Annotated in this window: 14 protein-coding genes; 4 read left to right on the top strand and 10 right to left on the bottom strand. The window is 60.1% G+C overall.

Going from position 1 to position 14,530, the window contains the following annotated elements; genetic code table 11:
- Positions 1–28: 28 nt before the first annotated feature.
- The 4 genes from AC1DXO_RS14340 to AC1DXO_RS14355 all read right to left on the bottom strand — a co-directional run bounded on the left by AC1DXO_RS14340 (position 29) and on the right by AC1DXO_RS14355 (position 5,080).
- Entirely contained in the window at positions 29–2,347 is a 2,319-nt protein-coding gene (locus tag AC1DXO_RS14340) for a glycosyltransferase family 4 protein (RefSeq protein WP_476978848.1), read from the bottom strand.
- A 220-nt stretch (positions 2,348–2,567) separates the two neighbouring features.
- On the bottom strand, positions 2,568–3,302 hold the full coding sequence (locus AC1DXO_RS14345; RefSeq protein ID WP_476978849.1) for a DUF6445 family protein: 735 nt from the start codon (positions 3,300–3,302) through the stop codon (positions 2,568–2,570).
- Positions 3,284–4,285, bottom strand: a complete 1,002-nt coding sequence (locus AC1DXO_RS14350; RefSeq protein WP_476978850.1) for a Gfo/Idh/MocA family protein — start codon at positions 4,283–4,285, stop codon at positions 3,284–3,286. The genes AC1DXO_RS14345 and AC1DXO_RS14350 overlap by 19 nt, the downstream gene beginning before the upstream one ends.
- Before the next feature lie 3 nt (positions 4,286–4,288).
- Positions 4,289–5,080, bottom strand: coding sequence for a DUF72 domain-containing protein (locus AC1DXO_RS14355; protein WP_476978851.1), 792 nt, complete (start codon positions 5,078–5,080; stop codon positions 4,289–4,291).
- A gap of 128 nt (positions 5,081–5,208) precedes the next feature.
- Between AC1DXO_RS14355 and dinB the strand changes: the two genes are divergently transcribed.
- Positions 5,209–6,303 carry a DNA polymerase IV gene (gene dinB, locus AC1DXO_RS14360; protein ID WP_476978852.1) on the top strand — a complete coding sequence of 365 codons (1,095 nt, stop codon included), beginning with the start codon at positions 5,209–5,211 and terminating at the stop codon, positions 6,301–6,303.
- Between the two features lie 148 nt (positions 6,304–6,451).
- Here dinB and AC1DXO_RS14365 read toward each other — a convergent pair whose 3' ends face one another.
- From AC1DXO_RS14365 to rutB, 6 genes are all read right to left on the bottom strand, one after another.
- A complete protein-coding gene (locus AC1DXO_RS14365) occupies positions 6,452–7,423 on the bottom strand; it encodes a quinone oxidoreductase family protein (protein WP_476978853.1) in 972 nt (323 codons plus the stop codon).
- 127 nt (positions 7,424–7,550) lie between these two features.
- Positions 7,551–8,486: a nucleoside hydrolase gene (locus tag AC1DXO_RS14370; RefSeq protein WP_476978854.1), complete on the bottom strand. Its 936-nt coding sequence runs from the start codon at positions 8,484–8,486 to the stop codon at positions 7,551–7,553.
- Entirely contained in the window at positions 8,476–9,570 is a 1,095-nt protein-coding gene (gene rutA, locus AC1DXO_RS14375; RefSeq protein WP_476978855.1) for a pyrimidine utilization protein A, read from the bottom strand. Before rutA ends, AC1DXO_RS14370 begins: the two co-directional genes overlap by 11 nt.
- A gap of 3 nt (positions 9,571–9,573) precedes the next feature.
- Positions 9,574–10,389, bottom strand: coding sequence for a pyrimidine utilization protein D (gene rutD, locus AC1DXO_RS14380; RefSeq protein WP_476978856.1), 816 nt, complete (start codon positions 10,387–10,389; stop codon positions 9,574–9,576).
- A 222-nt stretch (positions 10,390–10,611) separates the two neighbouring features.
- Positions 10,612–10,998: a pyrimidine utilization protein C gene (rutC, locus tag AC1DXO_RS14385; RefSeq protein WP_476978857.1), complete on the bottom strand. Its 387-nt coding sequence runs from the start codon at positions 10,996–10,998 to the stop codon at positions 10,612–10,614.
- Positions 10,979–11,692: a pyrimidine utilization protein B gene (gene rutB / locus AC1DXO_RS14390; RefSeq protein WP_476978858.1), complete on the bottom strand. Its 714-nt coding sequence runs from the start codon at positions 11,690–11,692 to the stop codon at positions 10,979–10,981. The genes rutC and rutB overlap by 20 nt, the downstream gene beginning before the upstream one ends.
- A gap of 214 nt (positions 11,693–11,906) precedes the next feature.
- On the opposite strand from rutB, the gene AC1DXO_RS14395 reads away from it, so the two are divergent.
- The 3 genes from AC1DXO_RS14395 (at position 11,907) to AC1DXO_RS14405 (ending at position 14,186) form a co-directional block, all read left to right on the top strand.
- Positions 11,907–12,377, top strand: a complete 471-nt coding sequence (locus AC1DXO_RS14395) for a hypothetical protein (protein WP_476978859.1) — start codon at positions 11,907–11,909, stop codon at positions 12,375–12,377.
- 273 nt (positions 12,378–12,650) lie between these two features.
- Complete coding sequence (locus AC1DXO_RS14400; protein ID WP_476978860.1) at positions 12,651–13,253, top strand: pyridoxamine 5'-phosphate oxidase family protein; 603 nt, start codon at positions 12,651–12,653, stop codon at positions 13,251–13,253.
- Positions 13,254–13,562: 309 nt separating this feature from the next.
- The gene (locus AC1DXO_RS14405) at positions 13,563–14,186 is read left to right on the top strand and encodes a class I SAM-dependent methyltransferase (RefSeq protein ID WP_476978861.1); all 624 of its coding nucleotides are present in this window, start codon (positions 13,563–13,565) and stop codon (positions 14,184–14,186) included.
- Positions 14,187–14,530 lie beyond the last annotated feature (344 nt).

Raw genomic sequence — 14,530 nt, forward strand, 5'->3', positions numbered from 1 at the left:
TTGCTCCTTATGGGATATTGACTGCTTTTTACAGTGCGGCCTGGGTGCCCGTTTTCAGGGCGGTCCAGCTTAAAGGATAGGCAAGGATGGACTCCGCACCCTGGTTCTGATTGAAACCATGCAGGGTCAGGCCATCATAGCAGCCGCCGTCCGGCGTAATCATGTCGATATGGTGGACATTGCCGCCCTTGAACCAGCTGAAGGCGCGCATGGCCTCGTTCTTCCAGAAGGTGTCCGCCGTGGCCTTCCAGGCGGTCAGGCAGGCGTCGATCGTCGCCACGACCTCGATCGGCTGCTGATCGAACAGCGGGTGCGTCCCGTTGTCGTCGGCAAATTGCGAGGTCGGAACCGGCACGAAACAGCCGCTGTCGGGATCGCTCTGGCGCTGCATCAGCCAACGCAACGAGGCAACGCCGTCCTTCAGCATATCAGCGTCGGACAGGAATTGTCCGGCCAGGATCAGGCCTTCGCTGAGTCGCGCATTGTCATAGGCCAGGGTCGCTTCGAACCAGTTGCGCGCAATGCGGCAATGGCTGCGATAGGCGTGATGCAGCGACTGCCCCAGCTTCCGGATCATGCCCTGCACCATCTGGCCATCACCGACCACGCCGAAGCCGCGGACCAGCGACTTGATCAGGATTGCCTGGGCGCGGATCGACGTCCAGGTCATCGTACTGGGCAGGATGTCGTTGGCCAGCCCGGTCGCCCACACCCGCAGGTCGTCCGGCAGGTTCGAACGCGCCACATCGATCAGGCACTCATAGGAGCGTGCGCAGCAATCGTCGGAACCGCCGTCATCCAGCCACTTGCGGCTATAGGACATGAAGTTGCGGAACCGCCCATCATTGTTCCAGGCATGGTTCATAAAGGCGGAATAGACATAGCTCAGCTGAATCTGGCGCGGCGTCAGGGGGCCGACATTGGACAGGCGCGCCGCCAGCGACAGGGCGCGACAATTGTCGTCGGCGCAATAGCCGTGCTGGCGATCAGGCAGGCGATACTTGCCGTGCTGGAAGATGCCGCAATCGTCGGTCATGCGTTCGATGGCGCCCCAGGCCGGGGCTGCACCCAGCGCATCTTCACGGCCTTTCGGCTCGGCCAGGCGGCGCTCGGTATCGCTTTGGGCGCGCGCCACATAGGCCTGGGCCACAGCCGACCAGCGCGACGACAGGCCGGCCTGATAGGCGCGTTGCGACATGGCCTGACGGGCTGTGTCCGACGCCAGCAGGTTGGAAATGGCCAGGGTAAAGGCGCGGCTGTCCTTGAACGGGCAGAGCGCGCCAACCCCGCCGGCCAGCACTTCCTGGGCGTGCCAGTAGGGCGTCGACACAATGGGCCGGCCGAGCGCCAGGGCGTAGGACAGGGTGCCCGAGGTAATCTGGGTTTCCGTCAGGTACGGCGTCACGTAGACGTCCGTCGCCTGCAGGATCTCGATCAGGTCGTTGTCCTCGACGAAGCTGTTGATGAACTTGATATGGCGTTCGACGCCCAGTTCGCGCGCCATCTGCTTCAGGCTGTCGCGATAGGCCTCGCCTTCGTTGCGCACCAGATGCGGATGGGTGGCGCCGATAACCAGGTACATGGCTTCCGGGCAGCTGCGGATGATGTCGGGCATGGCGGCGATCACCGTCTCGATGCCCTTGTTCGGTGACAACAACCCGAAGGTCGTCAGCACCTTGCGGCCGGTCAGGCCCAATTCGATCTTGAAGCCGGTTGTGTCACGCAGCGGCCGGGAGGGGGCGCCGTGCGGAATGACGCTGATGCGTGCCGGATCGACGTGATAGACGCGTTGCAGGATGTCGGATCCCTTGTGCGCCATGGTGACCAGCGTGTCGGACAGGCGGATCAGCGAGTCCATGACCATGCGCTGCTCAGCACTCGGCTGCTCCAGTATGGTATGCAGGGTGGTGACGATCGGCATGTTCAGCCGTTCCAGGAAGGCCAGCAGATAGCGGCCCGACGGTCCGCCATAGATGCCGAACTCATGCTGGACGAAAACGACGTCCGTGCCCTTGGCATTCAGCTCTTCCGCCAGCTTGCGGTAGGCTTCGATATCGTTCTGCGCCAGTTGATGCGTGACTTCGGACGGATAATCATAGCTGGCGCCCGGATCGTTCATGGCGATCACGCTCCACTGCGCCTTCGGCAGGGCGCGGGACAGGCAGCTATACATATCGCGGGTAAATGTCGCCAGGCCGCATTGCCGCGGTGGAAAGTTACCGATGATGGCGGGGCGGGCAATAGTGCCCTGCACCAATTTCGGTTCTGACAAAAGTGGAATATCGATGACGCTGAAGTCTTCTTGTTCGATCGTATTGGCGATCTGAAAACTATTGGACTGCAGCATTTTGTACCTCTACTGGTGTATATAGGCGCGTGATAGTGAGATGTACAGCCCTAGTTTTACTCATTCACGACTGGGTAAAATCTCATCACGGAAACGTGCTAAAGTTTTGAAAACCTTGCGGGATTGAAGGCTATACTGCCTTATCACCTATAAAAATTCAGTAGGGAATACCGGAAACGCGGTAAATGGCTAATCATGCTGCAGAGCAGCATAATGCAGCTCAGCGCGGCCGGAAAAAGCTGTTCGCGGTCAATCTTCCGGTGCGCGGATCACCTGTCAGGCGCGCGCCTTCGAACAGGGCACAGTGCAGGATATTGCTCGGATAGAGCACCAGCCGGTTGAAGCGAATCTCGACGCAATCCAGCATGTCGAAGTTCGGCGTCTGCGGCCCGGTATAGCCGGTCAGCCGGGCGCCATCGCGTTCCAGTTCGGCAGTCACCGTGGCCAGATAACCGTCGCGGCGGTCCTGGGTTACCGATTCATAGCCCGTCGCCTGATGACGGAAAAAGGCCGTTCCACCCGCCTGGTCGCGGCAGAGATAATGCACCATGGCCAGGTGATCGGCCTGTAACTGGTCGTAATGCGGGATCTTCTGCCACGGGCCGAAATCCTCCAGACTTTGCGTCGCCAGGGCAAAGAAGCCGCTGACCACCAGGGGCAGGTCGGTTGCGATGCCAAAGGCCCGCGCCATACTGGGGCGCAGCACCGGCAGCAGGGTTTCGAGATAGGTCCGCGGCAGGGGCGCGTTCAGTCCGGGATAATAGGTCACCTGGGGTGGCGCGAAGGCGCTGGCGACCGCGGCCTCGACCAGGGCGTCGGGGTCGAGCACGACGTCATCGATAACCAGAACAGGAGTACCGTCGCGGCCGATACGGCGCAGACTGACCTGCGCCTTCGGATTGACCTCGACGGTCAATGACGCGTTTGGGGACGCGCTCAGTCCACTGTCTCCCACTGGCCCGAGGTCTCCGAACGGAACAGGGCATCGATAATCCGCATATTGGCGCGGGCATCGTTCATGTCATAGGCCAGGGGCGCTTCGCCGCGGACCGTCCGGCAAAAGGCCTCGGCCATCAACTGGTACTGGTCGGACGGCGGCAGGGTATGGATCACCGCCGAGTTGCCGTCCAGGGTCGCGCCATTGTCGATGACGATCTGTTGCGGCCGATCGGGTGGCTGGTTGAACGGGATCGGCAGCATCAGCCGCGCCTTGGCGCCTATGACGCTGATGCTCTGGCTGCGGCCGGCCTGGGTCGAGACGGTCAGGGTCAGGTGGCGGCCGTGACCGAAATCGAGCACGGCTGAGGTAATCACGTCGGTGCCGAAGCCCGGGTCACGCGTGACCAGCGCCAGGACGCGCAGCGGTTCGGTTTCGAAGAAGAAGCGGCCGGCGACGATGGGATAGCAACCGATATCGAGCAGCCCGCCGCCGCCCCATTCGACCTTGTTGCGAATATTGCCGGAGTCGAGATTGTTGTAGCTGAAATAGGCCTGGATCATATGCGGCCGGCCTATGGCGCCGTCGCGGATCAGCCGCCGCGCCTCAATCCATTGCAGCGAATGGCGTACCATGAAGGCTTCCTGGATGTGCACGGTCTTGGCGACCTCATCCAGCTGGTCGATCTCGGCGGCATTCAGCGCCATAGGCTTTTCGCACAGCACGTGCTTGCCGGCGCGCGCCGCCTGCAGGGTCAGCGGCACATGCAGATGGTTGGGCAGCGGGTTATAGATGACCTCGATCTCGGGGTCGGCAATCAGCTCTTCATAGGAGCCATAGGCCTGTTCCAGCCCGAGCGCCGAGACGGCCGCCTGTGCTGCGACCAGGCTGCGCGAGCCAATGCCCTTGACCTTGATCATATCGCTTTTCAGCAGGCCCGGTATGACCTTGCGAACGCCGATATTGGCCGTGCTGATGACACCCCAGACCACACGCTTCATAGATTATATCCGTTCGATCAGCGCCATGGCGGCGGCGGGGTTGTGCGTCTTGAAGCCGCTGATGAAATAGAGGAACACGTCGTGGTCCTTGGCGGCTGTCTTGGGCCCGAAGATCGCCAGATCGCCCGGCACCTGGCCCTCGGCCAGGGTCCGCGCGCGATAGGCCCACTGATCGAGGGCCTCATCGGAATAGCCTTTCGGCTCGCTCTCCTGGCTGCCCATGACGCGGACATAGGCGAAGTCGGCGGTCAGGTCGGCGATCACCGGAAAGTCGGGATCGTCGACGCCGGTGATGATCCCTGCGCCGTAGCGCCGCGCCAGTTCGACAAATTCGGCGCATTGGAATGAAGGGTGACGCACTTCCAGCCCGTGGCGCAGACGCACACCGTTCAGTTCAGGCGGCAGCAGGCGCAGGAAATTCTCGAAATCGACCGGATCGAACTTCTTGGTCGCCATGAACTGCCAGTTGAGGGGGCCCAGCTTCGGTCCGAGTTCGGTAATGCCGCTGTTGAGGAAGCGATCGACCGACTCGGCCGACTGGCTCAGGTCCTTGCGATTGGTGCAGAAGCGCGACCCCTTGAGCGTAAAGATGAAGTCGTCGGGCGTCTCGTCGCGCCACTTGGCGTAGGTTTCGGGCTTCTGCGAGCCGTAATAGGTGCCGTTGACCTCGATCGAGGTCATTTTGGAAGCGGCATATTCCAGTTCGCGTTTTTGCGACAGGTCGTCGGGATAGAAGACCCCGCGCCACGGCTCGAAGGTCCAGCCGCCGATCCCGGTATAGATACGTCCCGCCATGCGAAATTCTCCTGTTTGGGTTTTGTTACAGCCCCGTCCGGCCGAGGTCAAAATAATAGTTGTTCACTTAATGTTCCGGATGTAGGATTTCGTCAAGCCGTATTCGAGTCGCTTGTAGAAGTCGTTGTATGGACATGTCCGAGCCACCCCAGCGCAAGATCATCCATATCGATATGGACGCCTTTTTCGCCTCGGTCGAGCAGCGCGATAATCCGGACCTGCGCGGCAAACCTGTGGCGGTCGGCGGTTCGTCCCTGCGCGGCGTCGTGGCGGCGGCCTCCTATGAGGCGCGCAAGTTCGGCGTCCATTCGGCCATGCCCTCGGTCACCGCCAAACGCAAATGCCCCGACCTGATCTTCGTCAAGCATCGCTTCGAGGTCTATCGCCAGGTCTCGCATCAGATCCGCGACATCTTTGCGCAATATACGCCTCTGATCGAGCCTCTGTCGCTCGATGAGGCCTATCTCGACGTGACGGAAAATATTCCGGGTATCGCCTCGGCGACGCAAATCGCTGAGGAAATCCGGGCGAAGATCAGGGACGTCACCAACCTGACCGCCTCAGCCGGCGTGTCCTATAACAAGTTCCTCGCCAAGCTGGCCTCCGACCAGAACAAGCCCGATGGCTTGTGCGTCATCAAGCCGTCGCAGGGGCCCGATTTCGTCGCCGCCTTGCCGGTCAAGAAATTCCACGGCGTCGGACCGGCGACGGCGGCCAAGATGAACCGGCTTGGCCTCTATACCGGGCTCGATATCCGCAACCAGAGCCTGGCCTTTCTGCAGAAGCATTTCGGCTCATCGGGGCAATATTATTACGGCATCTCGCGCGGTATCTGCCATCGTCAGGTCCGCTCGGACCATGTGCGCAAATCAGTCGGCGGGGAGAATACCTTTTTTACCGACGTCGAGACGCTGGATGGGGCGTGGGAGGAGCTACAGCCGATCATCGACAAGGTGTGGCGCCATATCGACAACAACAGCATCAAGGGCCGCACAGTGACCTTGAAGGTCAAGTACAGCGACTTCACGACCATCACGCGCTCGCGCAGCCTGAGCCATCCGGTGCCCGACAAGGACGTCTTTGTGCGCCTGAGCCGTGAGTTGCTGGAAGGGGTGTTTCCGTCGCCCAGGACCATACGGCTTTTGGGTGTCACCCTGTCGTCATTGGGTGAAGAGGACGAGCCGGAGGTGGTTGATGCGGCGCAACTGAGTTTATCGTTGTGAAGGATTTCCCCACAGATTTTCACAGATTAACACAGATTGAGAATTCGGCGCTTCGCGCCCAAAAGTGCGTTTGAATTGTCACGGCATATGCCGGTAACGTGCTGAAAAATCTGTGTTAATCTGTGAAAATCTGTGGGCAAATTCTTATTCACGGTATCAGAATCGTCGCACCCGTTGTCTGGCGGCCTTCCAGGGCTTCATGGGCGCGGCGTGCGTCCTTCAGGTCGAAGCGCTGGCGGATATCGACCGAGATCACGCCCTGTGCGACCAGGTCGAACATTTCAGCGGCCATGGTCAGCAGACGTTCGCGCGTCGCCGCATAGGCATAGAGCGAAGGCCGCGTCATGTAGAGCGAGCCCTTGGTGTTCAAGATACCGACATCGAACGGCGGGATTGGGCCCGACGACTGGCCGAAGGTGACGAAAAGGCCCAGCGGCTTCAGGACATCGAGTGAGGCCGGGAAGGTATCCTTGCCGACGGAATCGTACACCACATCCAGGCGCTCCCCATGGTTCAGTTCCAGGGTTCGGGCGACGAAATCTTCGGTGCGGTAGTTGATGACGTGGTCGTAGCCGTGGGCCCGAGCCAGGTCCAGCTTGTCGTCCGAGCCGGCCGTGCCGATCACTGTGGCGCGCAGATACTTGGCCCACTGCCCAAAGACCAGGCCGACACCGCCGGCCGCGGCATGATACAGAACCGTGTGTTCGGCGCTTAATTTATAGGTCTGGCGCACCAGATACTGGACCGTCAGACCTTTCATGACGATGGCGGCCGCCGTCTCGTCGCTGACCGCGTCGGGAATGGGGATCAGCCGGTCGGCGCGGATCAGGCGCTTTTCGCTGTAGCTGGCCGGGCCGTCGACATAGCCGACGCGATCGCCGACCGCGACTTCGGTCACGCCATCACCCAAGGCTTCGACCACGCCAACGCCTTCATTGCCCGGCGTCAGCGGCAGTTGCGTCTTGTACAGGCCTGAGCGAAAATAGGTGTCGATGAAATTGACGCCGATGGCGGTGTGGCGGAGCAGGGCCTGGCCCGGACCGGGTTCCGGCACGGTGATGTCCTCGAAGACCATGACCTCGGGGCCGCCATGTTGGTGTACTCTGATGGCTTTGGTCATGATGAACTCCTGGCTTTTTTTCAGCTCAAGCGCCGCATGGCTCGCGCAAACGTGCGCGGCGGGCGGTCGCCCTTGCCAAGCTGCAATTGCAGCTTGGAATCAGTTACCCAGATAGGCCGTAAATCTTCTATGGCAAGCGTCGCAGCCGTTCAAACAGCAGATCGTAAAAACCGGCGCCATCGGCATCGATCATGAATGTGGCATTGGCCGGGCGATCGGTCGCCTTGTACCAGTCGACCACGGTCATGCCCAAGGTCAGGGCGCTTTGCGTTTCGACCATGACATTGACCTCGCGGCCCTTGAACAGGTCCGGTCTCAGCAGGTAGGCAATGGTACACGGATCGTGCAAGGGTGCCCCATCCCAGCCGAACTTCTTGATATCGAACGCTTCCGAAGCCTTCAGCATGATGGCGGCCTGCGGTCCGGTGCGATTGCCCATGTTGCGCAGGACCTGCAATCGAGCCTGTGTCGACAGCACCTTATGGGTCGCATCGAGCGGCAAAAGGGTCAGGTTCGCACCGCTTCCCAGCACGATGGCGGCAGCTTCCGGGTCGACATAGGCGTTGAATTCGGCGGTCGGCGTGACATTGCCCATCTCCTTCCACGCCCCCAGCATCATGACGATCTCGCGGATGCGCGGAATGATATCGGGCGCCTGCTGGAAGGCTCGCGCCACATCGGTCAGCGGGCCAAGCGTCACCAGGGTGACGTCGTCGACCGTGCGCAGGGTCTCGATGATGAAGTCGACGCCGGCCTGGCTCTGGGCCGGCAGGGTCGGTTCGGGCAGGTCGGGGCCGTCGAGACCGGTGGCGCCGTGCACATGCTCTGCCGTCACCAGGGTCTGGCGCAGCGGGCGGTCGCTGCCGGCATATACCTTGACGTCGGTGCGGCCCGACAGTTCGACCACCTTGCGGGCATTGTTCAGCGTGTGATGCAGCGGCACATTGCCGGCGACGGCTACCACGCCCAGAATCTCAATGTCTTCCGGTGAGGCCAGGGCCAGCAACAGGGCCAGGGCGTCGTCCTGGCCCGGGTCGGTGTCGATAATGACTTTACGCGCCAACGACTTGCGCCTCCTGGGTCTTCAGGTGGGCGCGGGTCTTCATCAGCGGCTGAATCTTGGTACCGAAGTCGTCCATGCCCTTGATGAAGTCGTCGAAGGTCAGCAGCACGCCGCCGGTGCCCTCAACCTCGGCCATCTCATCCAGCATGGCGGCGATCTTGGCGTAGGAGCCGACGAGCGTGCCCATATTGATATTGACCGCCGACACCGTGTCGCTGAGCTGGACGACATTGGTTGTCTTATTGACCGCATTGGGCGCTGACTGGGTCTTCAACCACTTGACCGCGTCTTCGTCGACGCCGTCGCGATAGGACTGCCACTTGGCTTCGGCGGCCTCGTCGGTTTCGTCGGCGATGACCATCATCAGCACGAAGACCTGGACATCGCGACCGGTCTTGTCGGTGGCGGCCTTCAGGCGTTTGTTGTTGAATTCGAACGCCTTGGGCGTATTGACGCCGACGCCCAGGCAAAAGGCATAGTCGGCATATTGCGCCGAAAAGGCCAGGCCTTCGTCGGACGAGCCGGCGCAGATGATCTTGGGCGATTCGACCGGGCGCGGGCTGACGCGGCAGTCCGTCATCTCGAAATACTTGCCCTTGAAGTTCGACACGCCGGTGTCCCACAGGTCGCGCAGGATCTGGGCATATTCCTTCAGCATGTCGTAACGCTTGAGGTAATGCTCCTCGCCCGGCCACAGGCCCATCTGGTCGTATTCGGCCTTTTGCCAGCCAGTGACCAGGTTGACACCGAAACGGCCGGGCGCGATCGAATCGATGGTCGAGGCCATGCGGGCGACAATGGCCGGCGGCAGGGTCAGGGTGGCTGATGTGGCGTAGATCTTGATCTTCGAGGTCACCGCGGCCAGGCCGGCCATCAGGGTGAAGCTTTCGAGATTGTGCTCCCAGAACTGCGTCTTGCCGCCGAAGCCGCGCAGCTTGATCATGCTGAGCGCGAAGTCGAGACCATAGGATTCGGCCTTCTGGACGATGGTCTTGTTGAGCTCGAAGCTCGGCATATATTGCGGCGCGTTCTCGGAGATGAGCCAGCCATTATTGCCGATGGGAATGAAAACGCCGATGTCCATAAGCTATAATCCCTTGAGAAAGTTCAGTAGGTGACCGTTGAAATCGTCGGGCACGGTGACATTGCAGGCATGACCGCCCCATTGCAGCGCCGCCAGGTGCGCATAGGGGAGGGTGTCGGCCAGGGCCAGCGAACAACGCACCGGCACCAGCATGTCGTCGAGACTGCCGACCACCAGGACAGGACAGTCGATTTCGCTTAAGGATTCGGAAACGTCGAATTCGCGCAGGGCGCCGATGCGGGCGCGTAAAGCGCTTTCGCTCTGGAATCCGGGGGCGTGGTGGGCGGCCTGGGCATCCAGTTCATCGAGATGATCGGCGATCCATTCGGCCGGAAACAGGAAGGCGGGTTGCGCGCGCAGATAGGCCTCGGCGCCGCCGGCTTCATAGATGGCGAGGCGGATGTCGAAGCAGCGCTTGAACCACGGATCGGCCTTGGCGAAACCATTGACCAGGGTCAGGGACTTGATCTTGTCAGGCGAGGTTCGCGCCAGTTCGAGCCCGGCCACTGCGCCGGCGGCATGGCCAACGACATGGGCGTTTTCATAGTCGAGCCCGTTGATGATGCGCTTGATATCGTCGGCCAGGTCGGCTGCGCTATAGGTATCGGGCAGTTCGCGGGCACTGTCGCCGGTGCCGCGATGATCGTAAAGTATGACGCTGTAATCGGCGAGGGCAGAGAGCTGCGGCCGCCAGTAGGCGCCGTGCCCGCCCAGGCCGGCCGACATGACAACGGGCTCGCCCGTACCGTAGACGGTCACGGCCAGTCCGTTGATATATTGGAACTGGCCCTCGGCGATGACGGGTGCGGCTGCGGTCAAGGGAAAAGAGCCCCGCCCACCGCCTTCGGCGGTCCCGATAGCTTGCAAAAGCTATACTTTTGCTGCGCTAAACCCACATAAATGGGGCGGGCAAAGTTAAGCGGATCATCAGATAGTGATGGCGCGAGTTTGTTTTGCCCTCCCTGCAAAGCGGGGAGGGGGGACCGCCGAAGGCGGTGGGCGGGGCCTCTTGATTTGCTGATCAACACCGGCTTTTCCGATCTACCGGCCGACATGCGCGACGGAGGCGATTTCGACCACCAGGCCGGGCTTGACCAGACCGCACTGGATGCAGAAACGCGCCGGCTTTTCGCCCGGGAAATACTCGGCATAGACCGCGTTCATGGCGGCATAATGCGCCCAGTCGGTCAGGAATATATGGTTGAAAGTCACGTCGTCCAATGTCCCGCCGCCGGCCTCGACCACCTTCTTGATGGTCTCCAGGATATGGCGCGTCTGGGCCGTGGCGTCGTCGGGCGCATGGATGGTGCCGTCCGGGTCGATCGCCAGGGTGCCCGATACATAGACCACGCCGTCGGCCTTGGTGCCGGACGAATAGGGGGCGAGGGGCTTGGGGAATCCCGGCGGATTAATCGCTGTTTTGGGCATGGGGTAACTCCTCGATGGCGGTGATGAAATCGTCGACCCCTGTAACCCAGCCGAAGAAGGTTTCGATATTATAAACCGTCGCCTGCTGGATAAAGGCCGGCCCCAGCTGGTGGGTGGCGTCTTCGAGCATGACGCCGAAATATTCGAGATGGAAACCGTCGCGTAAGGTGCTTTCGACACAGACATTGGTGGCGATGCCGACAAAGACCAGGTTGCGGATACCGCGCGAGCGCAGGATGCTGTCGAGCTGGGAATTGAAAAAGGCCGAATAACGCGTCTTGGCCACCCGGATATCGCCCGGCTGCGGCGTCAGCTCGTCGATGATGTCGTAGTCCCAGCCGCCGCGCGCCAGCAATTGGCCGCGCAGATTGGGGTCGCGCCGCATGGTCTTTAGCGCATTCGACTTGTGCCAGTTGGGCGACAGGGGCGTGCCGGCCTCGACATAGTCGGGGTCCCAGCCGTTTTGCAGGTAAACGACCTGGATACCGGCAGACCGGGCCGCGGTCAGGGTGCGCTTGATATTGGTGATGGTCGACTGGGCGCCGGAAATATCGAACCCGGCCAGGTCGACATAGCCGCCCAGCGAGGCATAGGCGTTCTGCATATCGATGACGATGACGGCGGTCTCAGCGGCTTTAAGCGTTAGCGCTTCGGGCCGTGCGGGCAGGGAAATGGTGCCGTCATCCGCGCTCATGAAACCCTTGATCCTTATCGTGGAAAGGCCGCTGTTCTGATGAACTAATCAGAGATTTTGCAGTTGCACAAGGGGGAAGTTGAGCCCCCAGGGCCGGGTTCCTAACAGGATTAGTAATTATGCCGGACCCGACGAAGCCTGTAGCGTCTGTCGCATCGATACGGAGGGCAATCTCGTCACCGTGGCCATGCACTTATAAAACAGGGACGTCTTCGTGAAAAAAATCCTTCTGGCAGCGGTCGCTGCGGTATTTATGCTCCCCATCGCTGCGCAGGCTCAGGACCAGAACCTGTGCCCGATCCTGCGCTCCGTCTTGGACGCCTCGCTCGCCAAGTTCAAACCCGTGCGCGGGAAGAAGATCGAGAGCCATAACTGGGAAGCGACGTCGCGACTGCCGTATGCCAGCCGGTGCGGTTTGGACGACGACTATCTCGACAAAGAGGTGAGCTACACCTGCTATTTCGATGCCGCCGACCGCAATGCCGGCCGCGCCCTGATGAAGAGCCTGGCCGACCAGTACGCCGACAACATTGCGGCGTGCCGGCCGGAGCTGACGCGCCGCCCCCACCCCTATGCCGCCGAAGACACTGAATTCGACGATGCGACGGCCAAACGCATTACGGTCAACGTATTCGATGACTTCTTCACGGTCGAGGTCTACACGCCGGAAAACAACCCGCTTTAGCCGTTACAATGCGGTGCTCCGTCGGCCGGGATACAATTAGCCAGTCCTCCACCGTAGCGAAGCGTTACGGGGGAGCGTGGCGCCCCGTGGCGTGGCGCCGCTTGTCGGCGACGGAGGGGGCAACTCCCTATAAAACAATCTATTCAATTACTTGATGCTCTGTAAATCCGACAGGTCTATGGGGAGGCGGGGCTCTTTCTTAATGGCCAGAACAACTGTTATAAGACTGGTGTTGCGTTCCCATCCGTTTCCGGCTCCAGGGAGTTCCACACCATGGCCGACAGTCTTCTGTATCACGACGGCAACCGCCAACTGCAGGACCAGTTCGATAGCCGGCGCATCGCCGACCGGCTGGAGAGCTTTGCGCGGACGGCCTTTTCCGATGACGACAAGACCTATATTGAAAGCGTCATCTATTTCTTCCTGTCGACGGCCGACGCCCGTGGCCATCCCGACTGCTCGTTCAAGGGCGGACCCGCAGGGTTTGTCCGGGTGACCGGGCCGTCGCAACTGGCCTTTCCGGACTATGACGGCAACGGCATGTTCAAGAGCCTGGGCAATGTCCTGGTCAATCCCAATGTGGCGCTGTTGTTCATCAACATGCACGGTACGCCGAAGCGTTTGCGGGTGAATGGCACAGCTTCGGTCAGCCGTGATGATCCGCTGATGGCCGAGACGGTCGGGGCGCAGATGATCGTCCGCGTCGATGCGACGGCGATCTTTCCCAACTGTCCGCGCTATATTCCGTCGCTGGAGGTGGTCGCGCCGTCGCCCTATATCCCGCAGGCCGGGGTCGATCCGGTCGAGCCGGCGTGGAAGGGCTTCGACGTGTTCAAGGACGATGTACCGCTGCGGCAGCCGACGTTTAGGGGGTAGTAGCCAGTGCGCCGCTGACGTCTCTTGCGAAACCCTGCCCAAGGTGGCCGCACTGGGCGGGCGTATGCCTTGCCAATGTCCATAAATGACACTGACCACCTTTGCACTTTTGGACTCTTGAATAGATCAGTTCATAAAACAGTGGTCTTGATATGCTGCATGGAATGACGTTGCTGCTGGTCGTTTCATTTATTCCGAAGGTTTCTTTCGCGATTTTCCACAAACAAAACTCAGCTTGGCATTGGCCTGGCTTAAGTCTTCAGACATTCTCATTCGCCACTGAATATCTAAATCAAGACATTATGCAACATGGACAGCCCTTGGTTGATGATCCCGCTGGAAGATTATGAAAGTCATATGGCTTTGCCGGAGGTGGGGCAGGCCCAGATGCTCGCGAACGCGTTTGAGGAGCTACTGAACACCTATGGCCCTACCTCCGTGGCGCTCATTGGCTGTGCAGGTGGCAATGGCTTTCAAGAGGCGGTGAAGGCAGGCGTTACGCGCCTGGTCGGTCTCGATATAAACCCGACATACATCACGGATGCCAAGGCGCGCTATGGTGGACGTATATCGGGACTGGAACTCTTTTGCGCCGACATCGAGGGCGACATGCCACAGGTGGCACCCGTCGATATGGTCTACGCGGCTTTGGTTTTCGAGTATGTGGAGATCACCAAGGCATTGAAAAACCTGCAAGGCATTTGTTTACCGGGTGGAATTTTCGCCGCTCTCCTGCAACTGCCAAAAGAAGGAGCCGCAAGCGTTTCCCCCTCACCATTTGAGACCTTGAAGGCATTAGGTTCCATTATGCGATTGGTGCCACCGGATGATTTCCGCAGGGTCGCAGAAGCGGCAGGGTTTGGCTTTCTCTCCCAAAAGCTCATTACTCTCGAGTCTGGAAAGCAGTTTGCCTTGCAGGTCTTCAAGCAATAGTGGCCTGGCGAGGCAGTTTCTCGCTTCGGCAGGAGAATTGTCTCAAAGTCGCAGGGCAAGTGCTTGGCGAATGAAAGAGCAGTAGTCGGGAATGTAAGGGATGCTTTACTAAATGCCCAGACAATCGTTACGCTTTCGACCGCCCATGGTTTTGGCATCTCACAGTCCGTCCCTCGAACGGCCTGAAGGCATATTTGAACGATCAGAGTGGAAGGCAAGGTAAGTAAATCGGTAGTCTTAAAGAGCTAAGCCGAATTCATCTATACAATTAGTAAGGCGTACCGGAAATACCCGTAATACACGCGAATACACGAAATACAAATACATAGAATACATGGGGTGCC

The sequence above is a fragment of the Asticcacaulis sp. P2_C5 genome (genome assembly GCF_056404555.1).

What these genes read in the sequence shown, in the direction of transcription:
- AC1DXO_RS14340 (WP_476978848.1), bottom strand. Translation starts at nt 2,347, where the DNA reads ATGCTGCAGTCCAATAGTTTTCAGATCGCCAATACGATCGAACAAGAA.
- AC1DXO_RS14350 (WP_476978850.1), bottom strand. Translation starts at nt 4,285, where the DNA reads ATGAAGCGTGTGGTCTGGGGTGTCATCAGCACGGCCAATATCGGCGTT.
- AC1DXO_RS14355 (WP_476978851.1), bottom strand. Translation starts at nt 5,080, where the DNA reads ATGGCGGGACGTATCTATACCGGGATCGGCGGCTGGACCTTCGAGCCG.
- dinB (WP_476978852.1), top strand. Translation starts at nt 5,209, where the DNA reads ATGGACATGTCCGAGCCACCCCAGCGCAAGATCATCCATATCGATATG.
- AC1DXO_RS14365 (WP_476978853.1), bottom strand. Translation starts at nt 7,423, where the DNA reads ATGACCAAAGCCATCAGAGTACACCAACATGGCGGCCCCGAGGTCATG.
- rutA (WP_476978855.1), bottom strand. Translation starts at nt 9,570, where the DNA reads ATGGACATCGGCGTTTTCATTCCCATCGGCAATAATGGCTGGCTCATC.
- rutC (WP_476978857.1), bottom strand. Translation starts at nt 10,998, where the DNA reads ATGCCCAAAACAGCGATTAATCCGCCGGGATTCCCCAAGCCCCTCGCC.
- rutB (WP_476978858.1), bottom strand. Translation starts at nt 11,692, where the DNA reads ATGAGCGCGGATGACGGCACCATTTCCCTGCCCGCACGGCCCGAAGCG.
- AC1DXO_RS14400 (WP_476978860.1), top strand. Translation starts at nt 12,651, where the DNA reads ATGGCCGACAGTCTTCTGTATCACGACGGCAACCGCCAACTGCAGGAC.
- AC1DXO_RS14405 (WP_476978861.1), top strand. Translation starts at nt 13,563, where the DNA reads ATGGACAGCCCTTGGTTGATGATCCCGCTGGAAGATTATGAAAGTCAT.